Source organism: Streptomyces showdoensis (assembly GCF_039535475.1).
GTDB classification, from domain to species: Bacteria; Actinomycetota; Actinomycetes; order Streptomycetales; family Streptomycetaceae; genus Streptomyces; species Streptomyces showdoensis.
The window spans coordinates 2148316-2167272 of sequence record NZ_BAAAXG010000026.1; the positions used below are offsets into that span (position 1 = coordinate 2148316).

Genomic DNA, 18957 nt, shown 5'->3' on the forward strand with positions numbered 1-18957 from the left:
CGGGCCCCTTTCCGCGTACCGGCGGCAACACGGTGTCGGTAAACGCACGGGGCGGGCGGGCGTAGCCTCGGGGCATGAACTCGTACGGATCCTTTCCCGGGGCGCGCCCGCGCCGACTGCGGACGACTCCCGCCCTGCGCCGCATGGTGGCCGAGACGAGGCTGCATCCGGCCGATCTGATCCTGCCCGCCTTCGTGCGGGAGGGCGTCACCGAGCCCGTGCCGATCTCCGCGATGCCCGGCGTCGTCCAGCACACCCGGGACACGCTGCGGAAGGCCGCCGTCGAGGCCGTGACGGCCGGGGTCTCCGGGATCATGCTGTTCGGCGTGCCCGAGGACGCGAAGAAGGACGCCGCCGGCACCGCGGGCACCGACCCCGATGGCATCCTCCAGGTCGCCATCCGGGACGTGAAGGCCGAGGTGGGCGACGAGCTCGTGATCATGTCCGACCTCTGCCTGGACGAGTACACCGACCACGGCCACTGCGGCGTCCTCGCCGCCGACGGGCGCGTCGACAACGACGCCACCCTGGAGCGCTACGCCGAGATGGCCCAGGTCCAGGCCGACGCCGGCGTCCACGTCGTCGGCCCCTCCGGGATGATGGACGGCCAGGTCGGAGTCATCCGCGACGCCCTCGACACCATCGGCAAGGAGGACGTCTCGATCCTGGCGTACACCGCCAAGTACTCCTCCGCCTTCTACGGCCCCTTCCGCGAGGCCGTCGGCTCCTCCCTCCAGGGCGACCGCAAGACCTACCAGCAGGACCCCGCCAACCTGCGCGAGTCCCTGCGCGAGCTGGCCCTCGACCTGGAGGAGGGCGCGGACATGGTCATGGTGAAGCCCGCCGGGCCCTACCTGGACGTCCTCGCCAAGGTCGCGGAGTCCGTGGACGTGCCCGTCGCCGCCTACCAGATCAGCGGCGAGTACGCGATGGTCGAGGCCGCCGCCGAGAAGGGCTGGATCGACCGCGACAAGGCCATCTTCGAGACGCTCACCGGCATCCGCCGGGCCGGCGCCCAGATGATCCTCACGTACTGGGCGACGGAGGTCGCGCAGAAGCTGGGGGCGGCGCACTCTGGATAGGTAGCCGACAGGTACCCCGCCGGAGGTGGTCCTCATGATGAACACGCTTGTCGGATGGCACGTCGAGATGGAGTTCCAGGAGGAGGGCGACCGGACGAGGGCCGCGGCGATGGTGCGGCTCAGCGACGGCACCGAGTTCCGCGCCCACGGCAATGCCAATCGGCACCCCTCCGACCCGGAGCAGCTGCGGGTCGGAGAGGAGATCGCCGGCGCCCGTGCCCTCATGGACCTGGCCTCGCAGCTGCTCCAGAAGGCCCACACCGAGATCGACGACGTCTCGGGGCGGTCCTCCCGGCCGATCAACCGCTGAGGCCGGGTCCCGGCCGGACCTCCGTCGGGTCCCGGCCGACCTCAGTAGGTGAGCGCTTCTTCCAGGGTGCGCTGCCAGTACGACACGGCGGCGCCGTCGTCGGCGAACGTGCCGGCCGGCGCCGTCACCGTCGTCCCGCTGTCCCGGGTCAGGTTCACCTTGATCGTGCGGACGGTCCGCCCGTGGGTGTCCGGGCCCGGCTCGCCGGTCAGGGGCAGTGATGCGTAGCCCGACTCGCCCGGCATCAGCGTCACCACCGCCTGCGGCTTGCTCTCCTCCAGGACCCTGATCGCCGCCTGGGGGTCGTCGAAGCCCACGAAGGGCGCGTTCAGGGCGTTGCAGGGGCGGCTTCCCACGTTGGTGACGGTCAGCACCAGGTGGTTGATCGGGCGGCTGACCCTACTGGCCACGATCTTCGTGTGCGCCGCCGTGCAGGTGGCGGTGACGGGCGTGCCCGAGGACGGCTCGTGGGGCTTGGCGGTCGGCTTCGGCGCGGGGTTCCCGGTGGTCCGCGGGGCCTTCGCGTCCGGCTTCGCGGCCTGCTTCGACGCGGTGGGCCGCGGCGAGGCCGTCGTGGACGGCTGCTCGGCCGGGGCGCTCGTGTGCGGCGACGCGTTCGTGGCCGAGGCGACGGGGGCCGGGTCGGCGGCGGCCTTGCTCCCGTCCGACTGGCAGGCGGTGAGGGCGAGCGCCGCCATGAGGGCGGTGGTGGGCAGGGTGAGACGGCGGGCGACGGTGCGCATGGTGGGTTCCCCGTGAGTTCGGTGGTGGGTGGTGCGGTCAGTGGTCTGCGGTCTGCGGTCAGTGGTCAGTGGTCAGTGGTCAGTGGTCAGTGATGGGTCAGGAGAGCGATCAGGACCGCCGTGCAGGCGATCAGCACGGCGAGGGCCACGGCGTCGGTGACGCTGCTCTTCGGCATGGCTCAAACCCTGCGGGTCGAGGTGATCCACCCGCAATCGGCACGGAACAATGGGGGAAGCTGGAACGCTCACACCCGCTGTGACCTGGGGAAATGACCCTCCCCTGGAACGCGTTCCCGGGACGCGGGGAGACGCTGATGGAGGGGACGGACGGCTTCGCGGAGCTCATGCGGGGGCTGAAGGAACGGTCCGGACTCAGTTACGGCGTGCTCGCGAAGCGGCTGCACGTCAGCACCTCGACCCTCCACCGGTACTGCAACGGCGACGCCGTACCGACCGAGTTCGCCCCCGTCGACCGGCTCGGGCGACTGTGCGGCGCGACCCGCGAGGAACTCGTCGAACTGCACCGGGCCTGGATCCTCGCGGACGAGGCGCGCCGACGGGGGAAGCCGGAGGCGGTGGGGCCGGAGGGCGGGGCGGCGCCCGGGGCCGCGGCGGCCGAGGGTGAGCCCGGGCACGAGGCGGCCGGTCCGGGGGCCGGACCCGCGCCGGGGCCGGAGGCACCGGTCGGGGCAGGTGCCGGGCCAGGGGGCGGGGCAGGTGCAGGTGCCGGGCCAGGTGCCGGGCCGGGTGCCGGCGGGCGGTCGCGGACGCGGCTCGTCGTCCTGCTCGCCGCCGTCGCGGTCGTCGGACTCGTCGTGCCCGCAGCGTACGTCGTCGGGCGCACCGACGACGGCCGGGTCGGAGCCGCCGGAGCGGACGCCGCCGACGCCGGGCCGCCCGCGCCGCTGAGCGTCGGCATCAGCTCGTACAACTGGGACGAGCCCTGCGGCCAGTACTACGTGCTCGACCAGCAGCCCGGCCACGTGCCGCCGCCGCCCCCGCCGCAGGACTTCCGCGGCTGGGCCCGGGCGCTGGGCGGGATCGACGGCGGGCACCTGCGGCTCCAGCTCACCGTGACCGGCCGCACCCAGGCGCCCGTCGTCCTCACCGCGCTCCACGTGCGGGTCGCGGAGCGCGGCAAGCCGCTGGACGGCTCGGTGTACTCCATGGGCGACGGCTGCGGCAGCGGGGTCACCCCGCAGACCTTCGACGCCGACCTCGACGCCCCGCGCCCCTACCTGAAGCCCGTCGCCGGGCAGGACGGCGACCGCGTCGTGCCGGCGAAGGACTTCCCGTACAAGGTCTCCACCGGCGACCCCCAGGTCCTCAACCTGGACGTGCACACCGAGGGGTACGCCGCCTCCTGGTACCTGGAACTCGCCTGGAGCAGCGGCGAGCGGCACGGCACGATCCGCGTGGACGACGGCGGGCAGCTGTTCCGCACCGCCGCCATCGAGGGACGCCCGGTCTTCGGCTACTGGCCCCAGAAGGGGGCCTGGGTCGTCAACCAGTGACGCCGAGGGCCCCGGCGCGGATCGGGTGATCCACGCCGGGGCCCCCGGTCCCCGGCCGTGCGAGCCGTCAGAGGCGCTCGGGCGTCCGGATGCCCAGCAAGGCCATGCCCTGGTGCAGGGTGCGGGCGGTCAGGTCGCACAGGAAGAGACGGTTCTCGACCTGCTCCGGGGTGTCCGCCTTCAGGACCGGGCACTCCGAGTAGAACGTCGTGTAGAGCGAGGCCAGCTGGTAGAGGTACGCCGCCAGCTTGTGCGGCGCGTACTCCGCGGCGGTCTCCTGGACCAGCTCGCCGAACGAGTCCAGGTGCAGACCCAGCGCACGCTCCGACGCCGCCAGCGCCAGCTCCGGGTGGGCGGCCGGCTTCGCGTCGCCCGCCTTCCGCAGGATCGACTGGATACGCGCGTACGCGTACTGCAGGTACACCGACGTGTCGCCGTTGAGCGAGACCATCTGGTCCAGGTCGAACTTGTAGTCCCGCGCCGCCGACGTCGACAGGTCCGCGTACTTCACCGCGCCGATGCCCACCTGGGCACCCCGCTCGGCGATCTCCGCCTCCGACAGGTCCTGCGCCTTCTCGCGGACCACGGCCGACGCGCGGTCGATCGCCTCGTCCAGCAGGTCGACGAGGCGGACCGTCTCGCCCTCACGGGTCTTGAACGGCTTGCCGTCCTTGCCCAGGACCGTGCCGAAGGCCAGCTGGACGGCCTTCACCTCGTCGTTCAGCCAGCCCGCCCGGCGGGCCGTCTCGAAGACCATCTTGAAGTGCAGCGACTGGCGCGCGTCCACCACGTACAGCAGCGTCGACGCCTTCAGGTTGCCCACCCGGTCACGGATCGCCGACAGGTCCGTCGCCGCGTAGCCGAAGCCGCCGTCGGACTTCTGCACGATCAGCGGGGTCGGGTTGCCGTCCGGGCCCTTCACGTCGTCGAAGAACACGCACAGCGCACCCTCCGAGCGCACCGCGACACCCGACTCCTCCAGGAGCCGGCACGTCTCCTGCAGCATGTCGTTGTACCCGGACTCGCCGACCACGTCGAGGTCGCGGATGTCCATGTCCAGCTTGTCGAAGACCGAGTAGAAGTAGATCTTCGACTCGTCGACGAACCGCTGCCACAGCGCCAGCGTCTCCTCGTCGCCCGCCTGCAGGTCCACGACCCGGGCCCGCGCCCGCGCCTTGAACTCCTCGTCGGAGTCGAACAGCGCGCGCGAGGCCTTGTACAGCCGGTTCAGGTTCGACATGGCCTCCTCGCCGGAGACCTCCACGCCCTCGCCGTCGGCCTTGTGGTCCAGCTCGTGCGGGTGCTCGATCAGGAACTGGATGAGCATGCCGAACTGGGTGCCCCAGTCGCCGATGTGGTGACGCCGCACCACCGTCTCGCCCGTGAACTCCAGGATCTCGACCATCGCCGCGCCGATCACCGCCGACCGCAGGTGCCCGACGTGCATCTCCTTCGCCACGTTCGGCTGCGCGTAGTCGATCACCGTCGTGCCCGCCGACGGGTTGAACGGCACACCCAGCCGGGCGTCCGCCGCGCGGGCGGCCAGCGTCCGGACGATCGCCTCGTCCGTCACCGTGATGTTCAGGAAGCCGGGGCCCGAGACCTCGATCTCCCGCAGCACGTCGTTCTCCGGGATCGCCGCGACGACCTGCGTCGCCAGCTCACGCGGATTGCCCTTGAGCCGCTTGGCCAGCGCCAGGATGCCGTTGGCCTGGAAGTCGGCCCGGTCGCTTCGTCGCAGCAGCGGGTCGGCGGACCCGGCGTCCGGCAGTGCCGCCGAGAGGCCGTCCGCGAGGCGCTGCTGCACGGTCGAAGCGAGGGAAGGGACCGAGGCCATGAGCTTCCGTTCCTGTAGGGGTTGTCCGGGAGACGTCCGGTGGTCTATTTCGCTTGTCAAGTGTCCCATGGGGCAGCAACGTGTTTTCCACGCCTGTGGACAAACTTCGGCCTGTGGACAACCTCGGAGCGCGCCGTTCCGTCTGGGACAATGGCTGAAGCAAGGCTGCAAGGCTGCGAAGCGTTGCAGGGGAATCAGGAATCCAAGGAATCCAGGAAGAAGGACGTACCGACCGTGGCTCAGAGCAGCACCGAGACCGACTGGGTCTCCCGTTTCGCGGACGAGGTCATCGCCGAGTCGGAGCGACGTGCGCCTGGCAAACCGGTCGTCGTCGCCTCCGGCCTCTCCCCGTCCGGCCCGATCCACCTCGGCAACCTGCGCGAGGTCATGACCCCGCACCTGGTCGCCGACGAGGTCCGCCGCCGCGGCCACGAGGTCAGGCACCTCATCTCCTGGGACGACTACGACCGCTACCGCAAGGTGCCCAACGGCGTCGCCGGCATCGACGAGTCCTGGGCCGAGCACATCGGCAAGCCCCTGACCTCGGTGCCCGCCCCGGCCGGCTCCCCCCACGCCAACTGGGCGGAGCACTTCAAGGCCGCCATGGTCGAGGCCCTGGCCGAGCTGGGCGTCGAGTACGACCCCATCAGCCAGACCGAGCAGTACACCGCGGGCGTCTACCGCGAGCAGATCCTGCACGCGATGAAGCACCGCGGCGACATCGACGCCATCCTCGACCAGTACCGGACGAAGAAGGCCCCGAAGAAGCAGTCCCAGAAGCCCCTCGACGAGGCCGAGCTGGAAGCCGCCGAAGGCTCCGGCGCCGCCGCCGAGGACGACGGCTCCGGCTCCGGCGCCGGCTACTTCCCGTACAAGCCGTACTGCGGCCGCTGCGAGAAGGACCTCACCACCGTCACCTCGTACGACGACGACACCACCGAGCTCGCCTACACCTGCACCTCCTGCGGCTTCGCCGAGACCGTCAAGCTCAGCGAGTTCAACCGCGGCAAGCTGGTCTGGAAGGTCGACTGGCCCATGCGCTGGGCCTACGAGGGCGTCATCTTCGAGCCCTCCGGCGTCGACCACTCCTCGCCCGGCTCCTCCTTCCAGGTCGGCGGCCAGATCGTCGGCATCTTCGACGGCGTCCAGCCCATCGGCCCCATGTACGCCTTCGTCGGCATCAGCGGCATGGCCAAGATGTCCTCCTCGCGCGGCGGCGTCCCCACGCCCTCCGACGCCCTGGAGATCATGGAGCCGCAGCTCCTGCGCTGGCTCTACGCCCGCCGCAAGCCCAACCAGTCCTTCAAGATCGCGTTCGACGCGGAGATCCAGCGGCTCTACGACGAGTGGGACAAGCTGGAGGCCAAGGTCGCCGACGGCTCCGTGCTGCCCGCCGACGCCGCCGCCCACGCGCGCGCCGCCCGCACCGCCGCCGGAGAGCTCCCGCGCACCCCGCGCCCGCTCCCGTACCGCACGCTCGCCTCCGTCATGGACATCACCGCCGGACACGACGAGCAGACCCTCCGCATCCTCACCGAGCTCGACCCGGAGAACCCGGTCCTCACGCTCGACGAGGTCCGCCCGCGCCTCGACCGCGCCGAGAACTGGATCACCACCCAGGTCCCGGCCGACCAGCGCACCATCGTCCGCGAGGAGCCCGACACCGAGCTCCTCGGCACCCTGGACGACGAGGGCCGCGAATCGCTCCGGCTCCTCCTGGAGGGCCTGGACACCCACTGGTCCCTCGACGGCCTGACCACCCTGGTCTACGGCGTCCCCAAGGTCATGGCCGGCCTCACCCCCGAAGCCAAGCCGACCCCCGAGCTCAAGCTGGCCCAGCGCTCCTTCTTCGCGCTGCTCTACAAGCTGCTCGTCAGCCGCGAGACCGGCCCGCGCCTGCCCACCCTGCTCCTCGCCGTCGGCGCGGACCGCGTGCGCAAGCTGCTCGCCGCCTGACCCACGGCCCCCACGGCCCGTACGGCAACCACGAAGGCCGCCACCCGCACCCGCGGGCGGCGGCCTTCCGTGTGAGTCCGGCGCCCCTTCAGGAGGCTTCCTCCGGCGGCCCTCCCGGCGGGCCCTCCCGGTGCCTTCTCCATCCTTCGACGGAGGGCCGGTTCCGCCGTGCGCACGAGGAAACCCCGGTCCGGCCGGGAGACCGTGGAGGCATGAAGAACGAAGCCCTCACCGTCATCGGCTGGATCACCCTCGTCCAGGGCGGACTCGGCGCCGGAGGCCGCCTCTTCGGGGACGGCCCCTGGGGCCTGCTGCAGAAATGGTGGGACATTCCCACCGCCGGCTACCTCGTCCTCTTCGCCGTCGGCGCCGTGATCGCCGCGTACGGCGAGACGGCCAAGAAGAAGGCCAAGGCCTGAGTCACGCACCGACCACCGCCTACGGCGTGTGGGTCTCCGCCCACTCCTGCTCGATCCGGTGCCGCAGCTGCGGCGTCAGCTCACGCAGGATCGACGCACTCCGCGGATGCGTGATCCCGTACATGTCGCTCAGCCGTATGTCGAGCTGCTCCGAGGTCGGGAACTCCTGGTTCTCCTCCAGGTAGTCCCACATCGCCTTGTACGCCGACTCCGCGAACTCGTCCCCCGAAGGCTCCTCGTCCACGAACTCCGAGTACTCCTCGAACTCCTCCGGACCCGGCGGAGGAACATCCTCCGGACCCTGCGGGATCGGCACCGGAGTCGGCTCGAGCCCCTCCACGATCTGGGGGTTGTACGAACCCTGATACGTCTCCGGCGACACCTGAGCCGCGAACCACTGGCTCTCCTGCGAAGCCGCAGCCGCCTCAGCGGCGCCCTCCGCCACCTGCGCGGCCGCCTGGGCCTGCTGCGGCACCAGGGCCGGCTGCGCCGCCGACGGAGCCGCCTGCCCCAACTCGGGCTGCTGCGGCACCTGCTGCACCTGCTGCATCTGCTGGAACTGCTGCGCCTGCTGCGGCGCCGGCGGCAGCAGCATCGGCTCCACCCCCGCAGCCGCCAGACCAGCCGCCGCCGTCTCCGCCAACGGCACGCCGTACTTCGCCAGACGCAGCGGCATCAACGCCTCCACCGGAGCCTTCCGCCGCCACGCCCGCCCGAACCGCGCCTGCAACCGCGCCTGGTAGATCAGCCGGTCCTGCTCCAGCTTGATCACCTGCTCGTACGACCGCAGTTCCCACAGCTTCATCCGCCGCCACAACCGGAACGTCGGCACCGGCGACAACAGCCACCGCGTCAGCCGCACGCCCTCCATGTGCTTGTCGGCCGTGATGTCCGCGATCCGGCCCACCGCGTGCCGCGCCGCCTCCACCGCCACCACGAACAGCACCGGGATCACCGCGTGCATGCCCACACCCAGCGGATCCGGCCACGCCGCAGCACCGTTGAACGCGATCGTCGCCGCCGTCAGCAGCCACGCCGTCTGCCGCAGCAGCGGGAACGGTATGCGCATCCACGTCAGCAGCAGATCCAGCGCCAGCAGCACACAGATGCCGGCGTCGATGCCGATGGGGAAGAAGTACGAGAAGGTGCCGAAGCCCTTGTCGATGGCGAGCTCGCGCACGGCGGCGTACGAGCCGGCGAAACCGATCCCGGCGATGATCAGCGCACCGGCGACGACCAAGCCGATGAGTATCCGGTGCGTCCGTGTCAGCTGCATCGCGGCCACCCGCGATCCCTCCCGTCAAACGACAACTCGCGGGCACAGCGTGGCACACGCACGACGGGCCCGACCCCCGGGGGAGGGGCGGGCCCGTCACAAAACAGCTCAAACCACTACTTGTTGGCCACCGCGACCGCCGCGACGGCCTCCTTGGCCGCCTTCAGGGCACCATCGGTGATCGACTTGGCCGACGGCGCGTCCGCACCCGCGTACCCCGCGCCGTTGTACGACAGCAGCACCACCACATTGCCCGTACGCGCCACCACGGACGCGTACGTGAAGTCCTCGTCGGTCTTCCGCAGCTGGTACGTCACCGTGTTCGCCTCGTCGCCGACGCCGCCCGCGGTCATCGTCTTCAGGTTCTTCGCACCCTGCGTGCCCTGGACCTTCGCCAGCTCCTTGGCGAAGTTGTCCGCCGCCCGCTCCTGGCCGCTGCCGAGCGTCGCGTCCGACTCGTAACGGTAGAAGGACACGTCGAGCCAGCGGTACTGCGAGCCCTTCACGCCCTTGTCCTCGAGCCCGTTCCACGAGCAGCCGCCCCGGCTGCCGGCATCGCTGGACTCGGCCGTCGTGCCGTTCTTCGCCTTCGCCTTCGGCACCAGGCTCGCCGTCGTCTTCGCCGACACCGACTTGCACACGTCCGGCAGCTTCGCGAACCTCGCCGCCTCCACCGTCTTCGTCGGCGTGGGCTTCGGCGCCGCGGACGCCGACTTCGACGCCCCGTCCGACGAACCGGACCCCTTGTCGCCGGAGTCCGAGCCGGACGAGCAGCCGGCGGCGACGAGCATCACCGGGACGGCGGCGCAGGCGAGTATGCGGGAAAGACGCGAGGCGGATCGCTGCATGGTTCCTTCAGTCGCTTGTCGTACAGGCCCGCGCCACACGCGGACCGGGCGGCCGGCGGCCGGGGTACCCCGACACGTTACGTGGTCCGGACCCGCTCACGGAGCGGGTCCGGACCGCTACTCCTCCAGCCGCTCGGCGAGCAGCCGGGCCAGATTCCGGGCCTTTTCCTGCAGCTCGACGCTGCTCGGAGCCACCGTCGAGACGGCCGACTGCTCCTCGTACTGGACCGTCACGATCACGTTCGATGTGCGGAACACCACGCTCACGAGCCGCTTCACACCCGCGGGACCGGTCGTCGTCAGGGCGTCGTCGAGATACGCGACATCACCCAGACCGTCGAGCGAGCGCGGCTCCAGACCGGTGGTCGGCGTCGCCTCCGGAGTGGTCGGACCGGTCGACCCCGCAGCCCCCGCCGGAGGCTTCGCGGTCGTCGGGAGCGCCGTCGCGGCGGTGTGCGCACCGGGTGCCGGAGGGGGCGTCGTCGCCGTGGCGGGTGGCGTCGCGGGGGCGGTCGGCGTCGCCGGGGTGAGCGGGATGCCCGCCGCCGTCTGCTTCCCGGCGTACACCTCCTGCGCCCGGTCGTCGTCGCTGACGGCCGGGTCGTACGAGACGACCCGCTCGATGTCCAGGGTCAGCCGGTGCGCCGCGTCCGGGGAGTCGGCCTTCCAGCTGCAGCCGACCCGGCGGTCGGTGTCGAAGGTGACGGCCGCGGTGCCGCGGTAGGCCCGGTCGCGCTCGGGGTCGGGCAGCGCGGCGGCGCCCGGGAGCAGGTCCTTCAAGGTGGCCTGCGGGACGGCGCCGCAGGGCTCGAAGAGCGTGCGGTAGCGCCCGGGGGGCACGGCGGAGGCGGCGGGGCCGGCCTTGGCGTCGACGGCGCCGATGTCCGTCGTCGTGCCGGAGGAACAGCCGCTCAGGCCGAGACCGAGACCGAGGGCGAGGGCGGTCGCGGTGAGCACCGCGGGCCTGGTCCGGCCGAGTGCGTACGCCTTTCGCTGCACGATCCCAGGCTCCCTTCTCCCGGAGGCATCCCCCGAAAACCGTTTGTCGCTCCGCATGGGGCGATGAACACAATGTCTATCGCACGCGCCGCTGTTGATGCCGGTCCGTAGTCACCTGTACGGGCTTGTGCTCCGGTTTTTGCGCTATCAGACTTTATGGGGGAATCGAGGCATTATGTCGTACGTAGAGGTAGCGGGCGCGAAGGTCCCGATCCGCCTGTGGACCGACCCGGCGTCGGTCGACGACGGCGCCATGCGGCAGCTCCAGAACACGGCGACCCTGCCGTGGATCAAGGGCCTGGCCGTCATGCCGGACGTGCACTACGGCAAGGGCGCGACGGTCGGCTCGGTGATCGCGATGCAGGGCGCGGTGTGCCCGGCGGCGGTCGGCGTGGACATCGGCTGCGGCATGTCCGCCGTGAAGACGTCCCTGACGGCGAACGACCTGCCGGGTGACCTGTCACGGCTGCGGTCGAAGATCGAGCAGGCGATCCCGGTGGGCCGGGGCCTGCACCGCGAGATGGTGGACCCGGGCCGGCTCTACCAGTTCCCGACGGCCGGCTTCGACAAGCTGTGGGCGGGCTTCGACACGGTCGCGGATCCGGTGAAGTTCCGCCGGGAGCGGGCCGAGAAGCAGCTGGGGACGCTGGGCGCGGGAAATCACCTGATTGAGGTTTGTTTGGATGAATCTGGTGCGGTTTGGCTGATGCTGCACTCCGGCTCCCGGAATGTGGGCAAGGAGCTGGCCGACTACCACATCGGCATCGCGCAGAAGCTGCCGCACAACCAGGGCCTGGTGGACCGCGACCTGGCGGTGTTCCTGTCGGACACTCCACAGATGGCTGCCTACCGGAACGACCTTTACTGGGCGCAGGAGTACGCCAAGTACAACCGTGAGGTGATGATGGCGCTCCTGCAGGAGGTCATGCGGAGGGAGTTCCGCAAGGCCAAGGTCACCTTCGAGGGGGTCATCTCCTGTCACCACAACTACGTGGCGGAGGAACGCTACGAGGGGATGGACCTGCTGGTCACCCGCAAGGGGGCGATCCGCGCGGGTTCCGGGGATCTCGGGATCATTCCCGGCTCCATGGGCACCAGCTCGTACATCGTGAAGGGACTCGGCAACGAGGCCGCGTTCAACTCGGCGTCACACGGCGCGGGCCGGCTGATGAGCCGGAGTGCGGCGAAGCGGCACTTCACGGTCCGCGACCTGGAGGAGCAGACGCGGGGCGTGGAGTGCCGGAAGGACGCCGGCGTCCTGGACGAGATCCCCGGTGCCTACAAGCCGATCGAACAGGTCATGGAGCAGCAGCGGGACCTGGTCGAGGTGGTCGCGAAGCTGAAGCAGGTCGTGAACGTGAAGGGCTGAGGACACAAAGGCGACGGGGTGCCCCATGAGCGGCACCCCGTCGTCGGGCCGGGCTACTCGGCGGGTGCCGGTGTCCGGCCCGTGCGGAGCCGCCACAGGCGCATGGCGCAGCTCTGTTCGGTGCGGTCGAGGGCGGTGGCTGCTGCGGCGGGATCGTCGAGCCGGAGCAGCTCGCGGTCGTCCTTCTCGGTCCAGCGCCGACGGGGCGGTGCGATCCTCATGTGTGCGGGGCGTACCCAGGCCTGGATCGCTGCGGCGTTGGCTTTCTTGTGCTCCAGGGCGAGGCAGCCGGGAGAGTAGAGGTGCTTGGCGAGCTGTTGAGCCTGTTCCTTGAAGTACGTGATGACGTAGACCTGGTCGCGCGTGTTGCGCCGCGCGATCCGCTCCACGCCCGTGACCTTCTTCGCGTAGTGGCAGAAGTATGCGGCTGCTGCGGTGCTCGCCGACGTGAACGAGAGGAACGGGAAGCCCTGCGCGGTCCAGCCGAGGGACCCGTCGGCGTCGATGAGCCCGCGGATGTAGTCCGGCCGGGAGAACTCGACGCGGGGCGGCCGGATGGTCTGCGACTTCTTGCCGTAAGGAATCCCGAGCGCATTGACGGTCGTCCTGGCCTCGAGCGCGCACAGGGACCACGTGGCGGAGTGGTGCCGCTCGGCGAAGTTGGTGGAACGGACCCGCTCGGTGATGGAGCTGTAGTGCGGGGTCAAGCGCTGGAACTCGTGGAGGATGTGGATGTCCCGCGCGTTGATCTCGACGGTCAGGGCGCCCTTTCGCCCCCTGCCCTGGGAGAGGTGCCCGTCGGCCTGGAGGAAGCCGAACATGTAGGCGTACTCGGGGTTCTCCAGGTCCATGAAGGACGTCGTGGGCGTGTCGGGTTCGAAGAGGGTCGGGGCGCTAGGGTCGTGTTCAGCCATGGGAAGTTTTCGCCTTCCTGATGGTGAGGCCCTCGGTCCGGATTGCCGTCCTGACCGAGGGCCGTTCTGTATGGAGTTGTGTCGAGCCTAGGTTCGGGTTTCGTACGGTATGGGGGATTCGCGGTAGTTCACTCGTGTGGGTGTCGTCAGAGTTCGCGGTGGACCTTCGTGTTGGAGGCCTGGGCGCGGGGGCGGACGACGAGGAGGTCGATGTTGACGTGCGGGGGGCGGGTGCAGGCCCAGGTGATGGTGTCGGCGACGTCGTCCGCGGTCAGGGGTTCGGCCACGCCGGCGTAGACCTTGGCGGCCTTGTCGGTGTCGCCGCGGAAGCGGGTGGTGGCGAACTCCTCGGTCTTGACCATGCCGGGGGCGATCTCGATGACGCGGACCGGGGTGCCGACGATCTCCAGGCGGAGGGTCTCGGCGAGGACGCGGGCGCCGTTCTTGGCGGCGACGTAGCCGGCGCCGCCCTCGTAGGTGGAGTGTCCGGCGGTGGAGGAGAGGACGACGACGGTGCCGTCGCCGCTCGCGGTGAGGGCGGGGAGGAGGGCCTGGGTGATGTTCAGGGTGCCGATGACGTTGACCTCGTACATGCGGCGCCAGTCCTCCGGGTCGCCGGTGGCGACGGGGTCGGCGCCGAGTGCTCCGCCGGCGTTGTTGACCAGGACGGCGAGGCTGCGGAAGGCGGTGGCGAACTCGTCGACGGCGGCGCGGTCGGTGACGTCGAGGGCGTAGGCGGTGGCCTGGTGGCCGGCCTCGTTGATCTCGGCGGCGAGGGCCTCGATGCGGTCCTTGCGGCGGGCGGTGAGGACCACGCGGTAGCCGGCGGCGGCGAGCTGTCGGGCGGTGGCGGCGCCGATGCCGCTGCTCGCTCCGGTGACGACGGCGATGGGGGTACCGGCGGCAGTCATGACGTGCTCCTCGCGCGTGTGGTCGATTGCGGGTCGATCGCCCGGCCAGGATAGGCGGGGGGTGGTCAGCGTCCGCGCGGGGCGTACATGATCACGGCCATGCCGGCGAGGCAGACGAGTGCGCCGAGGACGTCCCAGCGGTCCGGGCGGTAGCCGTCGGCGACCATGCCCCAGGCGAGGGAGCCGGCGACGAACACGCCGCCGTAGGCGGCGAGGATGCGGCCGAACTCGGCGTCGGGCTGGAGGGTGGCGACGAAGCCGTAGACGCCGAGGGCGAGGACTCCGGCGCCGATCCAGACCCAGCCGCGGTGTTCGCGCACGCCCTGCCAGACGAGCCAGGCGCCGCCGATCTCGAAGAGGGCGGCGAGGACGAACAGGGCGGCGGAGCGGGCGATCAGCATGAGGTGAGGCTTTCACGGGACACGCGGCTGATGGGTAGTCAGAATGTATGGGTATATGTCGGTATCTTTTGCGCATGAGTGTGATGCGCAAGGCTCTGCTCGGCGCGGCCCTCGCCGCTGCCCTCGTCGTCGGTGCGGGGGGCGGTGCCCGTGCGGCCGGGCCCGGGGCGGAGGCGGATCTGGCCCACCACGGTCATGTCTCCCTGTGGGACGGGCGGCTCGGGGTGTGGCTGGTCAGTGAGAACCACGGGCCCTCGGACGTCTCCCAGGCGACCGTCCGGCTCGCCTTCTCGGCGCCCATGGCCGGCGGCCAGGAGCTGCCGCCGGCCTGTCTGTGGAGCAGCGACCGGGTGGTGTCCTGCCGGACCGGCGCGCTGCGGGCGGCCGGGGCCGTCGCCGAGCTGGCCCTGGATCTGCGGACGGCGGGCCGGCCGGACGAGCTGACCGTGGACATCCGCACGGCCTGGCGGGACGGCGGCGCCGTCGACGGGAACGCGCGCAACGACCGCCACCGGGTGCTGGTGCTGGCGACCGGTGATCCGTACGTCTTCTGATTCCGGGCCGGGCTAGCCCTGGAGCGGCGTCGTGTAGCCGTCGGGGCGGACCAGGAGGGTGTCGCGGCGGGCCGGGTCCGCCCAGGCGGCCCGTATGAGGCGCCCGGGCGTGACCGGAGCGGTGGCCGGGAGCGGTGCGGGCGCTCCGGCGGGGCCGATCAGGACGAACTCGCCCTCGCGGAGGGCCTCGTACAGCCTGCCCTCGCGCAGCGGCTCGTCGGGGACCCGTCGCGCCCCGGAGGCGTACCCGATGCCGATGCCGCTGATCTGGCCCATGGCGCGGGCGGCGACCGGGCGGAGGGTGCCGAGTAGCCGGGTGGCGAGGGCGCGGGCGGCGCGCCGGAGCGGGGTGCGGGCCATCGCGAGGCGGACCAGGGCGCCGCTGCTGCGCAGGACCGTGGCGCCGACCGGGTGCCGTTCGGCCTGGTAGCTGTCGAGCAGGGCCTCGGGGTCCCGGGCCTCGCCGCGCAGGACGGCGGCGAGCTTCCAGGAGAGGTTGGCGGCGTCCTGGAGGCCGGTGTTCATGCCCTGGCCGCCGGCCGGTGAGTGCACGTGGGCGGCGTCCCCGGCGAGGAAGACGCGGCCGGAGCGGTACGCCGGGGCCTGGCGCTCGTCGCTGTGGAAGCGGGAGATCCAGCGGGCGTCGTGCATGCCGAGGTCGCTGCCGAGGGCGCGCCGGGTGATCTCCCGCACCTCGTCGAGGCCGACCGGTTCGTCGTCGTCCGCCTGTCGGGTGCGGTCCCAGCCCATGACCCGGTACCAGCCGTCGCCGAAGGGGGCGATGAAGGCGAAGGCGTCCTCGGACGCCGTGACGGTGAGGAGCTTGCCCGGCTCCTCGGCGAGGCGGACGTCCGCGAGGACCATGGAGCGGATCACGGACGCGCCGGGGAAGGGCAGTCCGAGCGCCGTGCGCACGGCGCTGCGCGAGCCGTCCGCGCCGACCAGGTGACGGGCGCGGAGGGCGGTGCCGTCGGCCAGTTCGGCGGTCACGGAGCCGGCGTCCTGGCGCAGGGCGCGCAGCTCGGTCCCGTACCGGAAGTCCACGCCGGCGGAGCTCGCCCGGCGTTCGAGCAGGCGCTCGACCTCGTACTGCGGGGTGAGGAGGAGGTACGGGTAGCGGGTGGGCAGCCGGGACAGGTCGAGCGCGAGGCGGCCGAAGAGGCGGAGGTCGGTGACCGGGGTGCCGGTGGCGACCAGGTCGTCCGCGAGGCCGCGGGCGTCGAGCTGCTCCAGCGTGCGGGCGTGGACGCTGAAGGCGCGGGTGAGGTTGCTGATCCCGGGGGGCCTGCGCTCGACGAGCGTGACCCGCAGGCCGGCGGCGGCGAGGTCGCCGGCGAGGAGGAGGCCGGTGGGGCCCGCGCCGATCACGAGGACGTCCGCGTCCGCGTCCGGGGCCGCGCCCGGGGCCGCGTCCGTGTCCGGAGTCGGGGTCGTGTCCGGAGTCGGGGTGTCCGCGTCCGTGTCCGGGGTCGTGGTGAGGTCCGCGCCCGGGGTCGCCCCCGGGGCCGTGCCCGTGCCCGTGGTCGTACCCGCGCCCGGGGTCGTCCCCGTGGCCGCCGTGTTCGTCGTGCCTGTCGTGCCTGTCGTGCCTGTCGTGCTTGTCGTGCTTGTCGTGTTCTTCGCGTCCTCTGTGCTCATCGTGCTCATCGCCGCCTCCGGGGGCCTGTTCGCTCGCACATCAACGGCCGTTGGCCAACGCCCGTTGGTCAACGCTTGTTGGCAATTCTGGACCCGCTCGGGATGGTGTGTCAACGCCCGTTGGCCTACAGTTGTTGGCATGACGACCCCGCGCCGTTCCGACGCCACCCGCGCCGCGATCCTCGAAGCCGCCCGCGAGCACTTCGCCGGCGAGGGGTACGAGCGCGCGACCATCCGGGCCATCGCCCGCGACGCCGGGATCGACCCGTCGATGGTCATGCGCTACTTCGGCAACAAGGAGGGGCTTTTCGCCGCCGCCTCCGACTTCGAGCTGGAGCTCCCCGAGCTCGGCTCCCTGCCCGCCCGGCACGTCGGCGCCGCGCTCGTCACGCACTTCCTGGACCGCTGGGAGCGCGACGACGTGCTCACCGGGCTGCTGCGGGTCGGGGTCACCAACGCCGCCGGGACCGAGCGGATGCAGGAGATCTTCGCCGAGCAGCTCGGGCCGATCACCCGCGGTGTCTGCCCCGACCCCGCCGAGGCGCCGCGCCGGGCCGCGCTGGTCGCCTCCCAGATCCTCGGCATGGCGCTCGCCCGCTACGTGCTCCGCCTGCCGCCCGCCGTCGAGATGACCCGCGAGGAGGTCGCCGCCTGGCTCGGGCCGACCGTCCAGCGCTACCTCACGGCCGAGCGTCCCTGAAGTTCCCTGGTCCGTACACTCTCTGCATGCCGCAGGAGAACAGCGCACGGCGCGACGAGCTGATGACGGAGCTCCAGGGCGAGGCCCGGCGCTCGATGGCCGCCTACGCCCTGTTCAACCAGGCCGTCGCCGACCACCTGGGGCTGCACCCGACGGACGTGCAGTGCCTCAATCTGCTCGGCCTGGAGCGCGACCCGGTCACCATCGGGCGGATCGCCGAGCTCACCGGGCTGACCACCGGCTCCGCCACTCGGCTCGTCGACCGCCTGGAGCGCGCCGGATACGTGCGGCGGGAGCGGGACGCCGAGGACCGGCGGCGGGTCATGGTCGCGCCGGTGCCCGAGCGGATGGCCGGGCTGGGCGCGTTGTGGCGGCGGCTCAACGGGACCTGGGGCACCCTCTTCGAGGACTACGACGAGTCCGAGCTCGCGCTGCTCACCGGCTACATGCGCAGGACGGTCGAGCTGAGCGCCGTACAGATCGAGCGGCTGCGGTCGGGGGCCTTCGAGGAGCCGGACGGGGGCGTCTGACCGGCGCCGCCTGACCGGGCCGACTGGCCGGCCCGTCCGACCGGCCGTCCGACCGGGCAGCCTTGCCGGCCTTCTGACCGCGCGTCTGACCGCGCGTCTGACCGCGCGTCTGACCGGGCGGTCCGGGCCACCCGGGCCACCCGGCCCGCCCCGCCCGCCCGGGCCGGAGGGCCTGACGGGAGCGACCGTCCTACAGCACCGTCTCGCGGGCCGCCGTCCCGCCGAACTCGCGCAGCGCGTCCGAGACGATGGTCTCCAGGCGGGCGTGGTGGGCGCCCCGCCAGTAGACCCGCTCGCACTCCGTGCACTGCGCGAAGACGTCGTACGTGTTCTCCGTGCCCTGCTCCAGACGCTCGCGGACCGTGTCCTTGTCGGCCTCCGTCAGCGGCCCGTTGCAGGCGGTGCAGCGGGTCCAGGGCGCGAGCCGCGGCGCGAAACGGCCGAGGACGTCGCGGAGCTGGTCGTCGGGCTGGTCGCTGTAGACGTACGCGCCGGCCCACAGCTCCCGGCGGCGCAGCAGGCCGCGGTCGCGGGAGAGCATCACGCGCCGCTCCTCCGCCGAGCGGGCGGCCAGCGCGGGGTCACCGATGTCCTGGCTCTCGTACGCCGCGTCGACGCCGAGCAGGCGCAGCCGCCGGGCGAGCGTGCCGAGGTGGACGTCGAGCAGGAACCGGAGCGGGGCGCCGGGGACCGACTGGGGGCGTGCGACGCCCTCGACCTCGACGGTCTCGCCGGCCGCGGGGACGTGCGAGGGCTCGACCGCGCGCCCGTCCACGAGCAGCCGCCCGGCCTCGGTCAGCGGCACGCCCAGCGACTCGACGACATGGCCGAGCGAGGAGGAGCCGTCGGTCGCCACGGCGGTGCGCCCCGCGCGGCGGTCCGCCGCGACGAAGAGCCGCAGGGCGGGGGCGAAACTGATCTGGATCTCCGGTCCGTTCACGGGGACAGGATGGCAC

Annotated in this window: 19 protein-coding genes; 9 read left to right on the forward strand and 10 right to left on the reverse strand. The window is 71.7% G+C overall.

The genetic code is table 11. From position 1 onward, the window contains the following. Positions 1 to 74 precede the first annotated feature (74 nt). Together hemB and ABD981_RS22830 are read left to right on the forward strand one after the other, a co-directional pair. The gene (hemB, locus tag ABD981_RS22825; protein WP_123954856.1) at positions 75 to 1082 is read left to right on the forward strand and encodes a porphobilinogen synthase; all 1008 of its coding nucleotides are present in this window, start codon (positions 75 to 77) and stop codon (positions 1080 to 1082) included. A gap of 37 nt (positions 1083 to 1119) precedes the next feature. Further along, the gene (locus tag ABD981_RS22830; RefSeq protein WP_046910019.1) at positions 1120 to 1392 is read left to right on the forward strand and encodes a DUF1876 domain-containing protein; all 273 of its coding nucleotides are present in this window, start codon (positions 1120 to 1122) and stop codon (positions 1390 to 1392) included. Positions 1393 to 1433: 41 nt separating this feature from the next. Here the strand turns inward: ABD981_RS22830 and ABD981_RS22835 are convergent, their stop codons facing one another. Next, positions 1434 to 2135: a DUF4232 domain-containing protein gene (locus tag ABD981_RS22835; protein ID WP_046909994.1), complete on the reverse strand. Its 702-nt coding sequence runs from the start codon at positions 2133 to 2135 to the stop codon at positions 1434 to 1436. A gap of 269 nt (positions 2136 to 2404) precedes the next feature. Between ABD981_RS22835 and ABD981_RS22840 the strand changes: the two genes are divergently transcribed. Further along, entirely contained in the window at positions 2405 to 3649 is a 1245-nt protein-coding gene (locus ABD981_RS22840; protein WP_240495362.1) for a helix-turn-helix domain-containing protein, read from the forward strand. 67 nt (positions 3650 to 3716) lie between these two features. Here the strand turns inward: ABD981_RS22840 and argS are convergent, their stop codons facing one another. Continuing rightward, a complete protein-coding gene (gene argS / locus ABD981_RS22845) occupies positions 3717 to 5486 on the reverse strand; it encodes an arginine--tRNA ligase (RefSeq protein ID WP_046909993.1) in 1770 nt (589 codons plus the stop codon). Between the two features lie 234 nt (positions 5487 to 5720). On the opposite strand from argS, the gene lysS reads away from it, so the two are divergent. Both lysS and ABD981_RS22855 read left to right on the forward strand, forming a co-directional pair. Further along, the gene (lysS, locus tag ABD981_RS22850; RefSeq protein ID WP_046909992.1) at positions 5721 to 7442 is read left to right on the forward strand and encodes a lysine--tRNA ligase; all 1722 of its coding nucleotides are present in this window, start codon (positions 5721 to 5723) and stop codon (positions 7440 to 7442) included. Positions 7443 to 7654: 212 nt separating this feature from the next. Further along, positions 7655 to 7861, forward strand: a complete 207-nt coding sequence (locus ABD981_RS22855; RefSeq protein WP_046909991.1) for a hypothetical protein — start codon at positions 7655 to 7657, stop codon at positions 7859 to 7861. Between the two features lie 19 nt (positions 7862 to 7880). Here ABD981_RS22855 and ABD981_RS22860 read toward each other — a convergent pair whose 3' ends face one another. The 3 genes from ABD981_RS22860 to ABD981_RS22870 all read right to left on the reverse strand — a co-directional run bounded on the left by ABD981_RS22860 (position 7881) and on the right by ABD981_RS22870 (position 10984). Then, positions 7881 to 9137 (reverse strand): DUF2637 domain-containing protein, encoded by a 1257-nt coding sequence (locus ABD981_RS22860; protein WP_046910017.1) that lies wholly within the window; start codon positions 9135 to 9137, stop codon positions 7881 to 7883. Between the two features lie 116 nt (positions 9138 to 9253). Next, on the reverse strand, positions 9254 to 9985 hold the full coding sequence (locus ABD981_RS22865) for a DUF3558 domain-containing protein (RefSeq protein ID WP_046909990.1): 732 nt from the start codon (positions 9983 to 9985) through the stop codon (positions 9254 to 9256). A gap of 117 nt (positions 9986 to 10102) precedes the next feature. Beyond that, positions 10103 to 10984: a hypothetical protein gene (locus tag ABD981_RS22870; RefSeq protein ID WP_046909989.1), complete on the reverse strand. Its 882-nt coding sequence runs from the start codon at positions 10982 to 10984 to the stop codon at positions 10103 to 10105. A 175-nt stretch (positions 10985 to 11159) separates the two neighbouring features. Between ABD981_RS22870 and ABD981_RS22875 the strand changes: the two genes are divergently transcribed. After that, complete coding sequence (locus ABD981_RS22875) at positions 11160 to 12353, forward strand: RtcB family protein (protein ID WP_046909988.1); 1194 nt, start codon at positions 11160 to 11162, stop codon at positions 12351 to 12353. Between the two features lie 53 nt (positions 12354 to 12406). On the opposite strand, the gene ABD981_RS22880 is transcribed toward ABD981_RS22875, so the two are convergent. The 3 genes from ABD981_RS22880 to ABD981_RS22890 all read right to left on the reverse strand — a co-directional run bounded on the left by ABD981_RS22880 (position 12407) and on the right by ABD981_RS22890 (position 14579). Continuing rightward, entirely contained in the window at positions 12407 to 13267 is an 861-nt protein-coding gene (locus ABD981_RS22880) for an LAGLIDADG family homing endonuclease (RefSeq protein WP_046909987.1), read from the reverse strand. A gap of 146 nt (positions 13268 to 13413) precedes the next feature. Further along, on the reverse strand, positions 13414 to 14178 hold the full coding sequence (locus tag ABD981_RS22885) for an SDR family NAD(P)-dependent oxidoreductase (RefSeq protein WP_046909986.1): 765 nt from the start codon (positions 14176 to 14178) through the stop codon (positions 13414 to 13416). 65 nt (positions 14179 to 14243) lie between these two features. After that, positions 14244 to 14579 (reverse strand): YnfA family protein, encoded by a 336-nt coding sequence (locus tag ABD981_RS22890; RefSeq protein ID WP_046909985.1) that lies wholly within the window; start codon positions 14577 to 14579, stop codon positions 14244 to 14246. Between the two features lie 74 nt (positions 14580 to 14653). On the opposite strand from ABD981_RS22890, the gene ABD981_RS22895 reads away from it, so the two are divergent. Further along, positions 14654 to 15133, forward strand: a complete 480-nt coding sequence (locus tag ABD981_RS22895; protein ID WP_046909984.1) for a hypothetical protein — start codon at positions 14654 to 14656, stop codon at positions 15131 to 15133. Positions 15134 to 15145: 12 nt separating this feature from the next. Here the strand turns inward: ABD981_RS22895 and ABD981_RS22900 are convergent, their stop codons facing one another. Next, complete coding sequence (locus tag ABD981_RS22900) at positions 15146 to 16771, reverse strand: FAD-dependent oxidoreductase (RefSeq protein ID WP_123954859.1); 1626 nt, start codon at positions 16769 to 16771, stop codon at positions 15146 to 15148. Positions 16772 to 16910: 139 nt separating this feature from the next. Between ABD981_RS22900 and ABD981_RS22905 the strand changes: the two genes are divergently transcribed. Further along, positions 16911 to 17471, forward strand: coding sequence for a TetR/AcrR family transcriptional regulator (locus tag ABD981_RS22905; protein ID WP_046909983.1), 561 nt, complete (start codon positions 16911 to 16913; stop codon positions 17469 to 17471). 26 nt (positions 17472 to 17497) lie between these two features. Further along, positions 17498 to 18001: a MarR family winged helix-turn-helix transcriptional regulator gene (locus tag ABD981_RS22910; protein WP_046909982.1), complete on the forward strand. Its 504-nt coding sequence runs from the start codon at positions 17498 to 17500 to the stop codon at positions 17999 to 18001. A 190-nt stretch (positions 18002 to 18191) separates the two neighbouring features. Here the strand turns inward: ABD981_RS22910 and ABD981_RS22915 are convergent, their stop codons facing one another. Beyond that, entirely contained in the window at positions 18192 to 18941 is a 750-nt protein-coding gene (locus ABD981_RS22915; protein ID WP_046909981.1) for a Mut7-C RNAse domain-containing protein, read from the reverse strand. Between the last annotated feature and the right edge of the window lie 16 nt (positions 18942 to 18957).

Coding starts and splice junctions, on each gene's coding strand:
- ABD981_RS22885 (WP_046909986.1), bottom strand. CDS start 14,178: ATGACTGCCGCCGGTACCCCCATCGCCGTCGTCACCGGAGCGAGCAGC.
- ABD981_RS22875 (WP_046909988.1), top strand. CDS start 11,160: ATGTCGTACGTAGAGGTAGCGGGCGCGAAGGTCCCGATCCGCCTGTGG.
- ABD981_RS22900 (WP_123954859.1), bottom strand. CDS start 16,771: ATGAGCACAGAGGACGCGAAGAACACGACAAGCACGACAAGCACGACA.
- ABD981_RS22840 (WP_240495362.1), top strand. CDS start 2,405: ATGACCCTCCCCTGGAACGCGTTCCCGGGACGCGGGGAGACGCTGATG.
- ABD981_RS22910 (WP_046909982.1), top strand. CDS start 17,498: ATGCCGCAGGAGAACAGCGCACGGCGCGACGAGCTGATGACGGAGCTC.
- ABD981_RS22880 (WP_046909987.1), bottom strand. CDS start 13,267: ATGGCTGAACACGACCCTAGCGCCCCGACCCTCTTCGAACCCGACACG.
- ABD981_RS22890 (WP_046909985.1), bottom strand. CDS start 14,579: ATGCTGATCGCCCGCTCCGCCGCCCTGTTCGTCCTCGCCGCCCTCTTC.
- ABD981_RS22855 (WP_046909991.1), top strand. CDS start 7,655: ATGAAGAACGAAGCCCTCACCGTCATCGGCTGGATCACCCTCGTCCAG.
- hemB (WP_123954856.1), top strand. CDS start 75: ATGAACTCGTACGGATCCTTTCCCGGGGCGCGCCCGCGCCGACTGCGG.
- ABD981_RS22835 (WP_046909994.1), bottom strand. CDS start 2,135: ATGCGCACCGTCGCCCGCCGTCTCACCCTGCCCACCACCGCCCTCATG.
- ABD981_RS22905 (WP_046909983.1), top strand. CDS start 16,911: ATGACGACCCCGCGCCGTTCCGACGCCACCCGCGCCGCGATCCTCGAA.
- ABD981_RS22830 (WP_046910019.1), top strand. CDS start 1,120: ATGAACACGCTTGTCGGATGGCACGTCGAGATGGAGTTCCAGGAGGAG.
- argS (WP_046909993.1), bottom strand. CDS start 5,486: ATGGCCTCGGTCCCTTCCCTCGCTTCGACCGTGCAGCAGCGCCTCGCG.
- ABD981_RS22895 (WP_046909984.1), top strand. CDS start 14,654: ATGAGTGTGATGCGCAAGGCTCTGCTCGGCGCGGCCCTCGCCGCTGCC.
- ABD981_RS22860 (WP_046910017.1), bottom strand. CDS start 9,137: ATGCAGCTGACACGGACGCACCGGATACTCATCGGCTTGGTCGTCGCC.
- ABD981_RS22865 (WP_046909990.1), bottom strand. CDS start 9,985: ATGCAGCGATCCGCCTCGCGTCTTTCCCGCATACTCGCCTGCGCCGCC.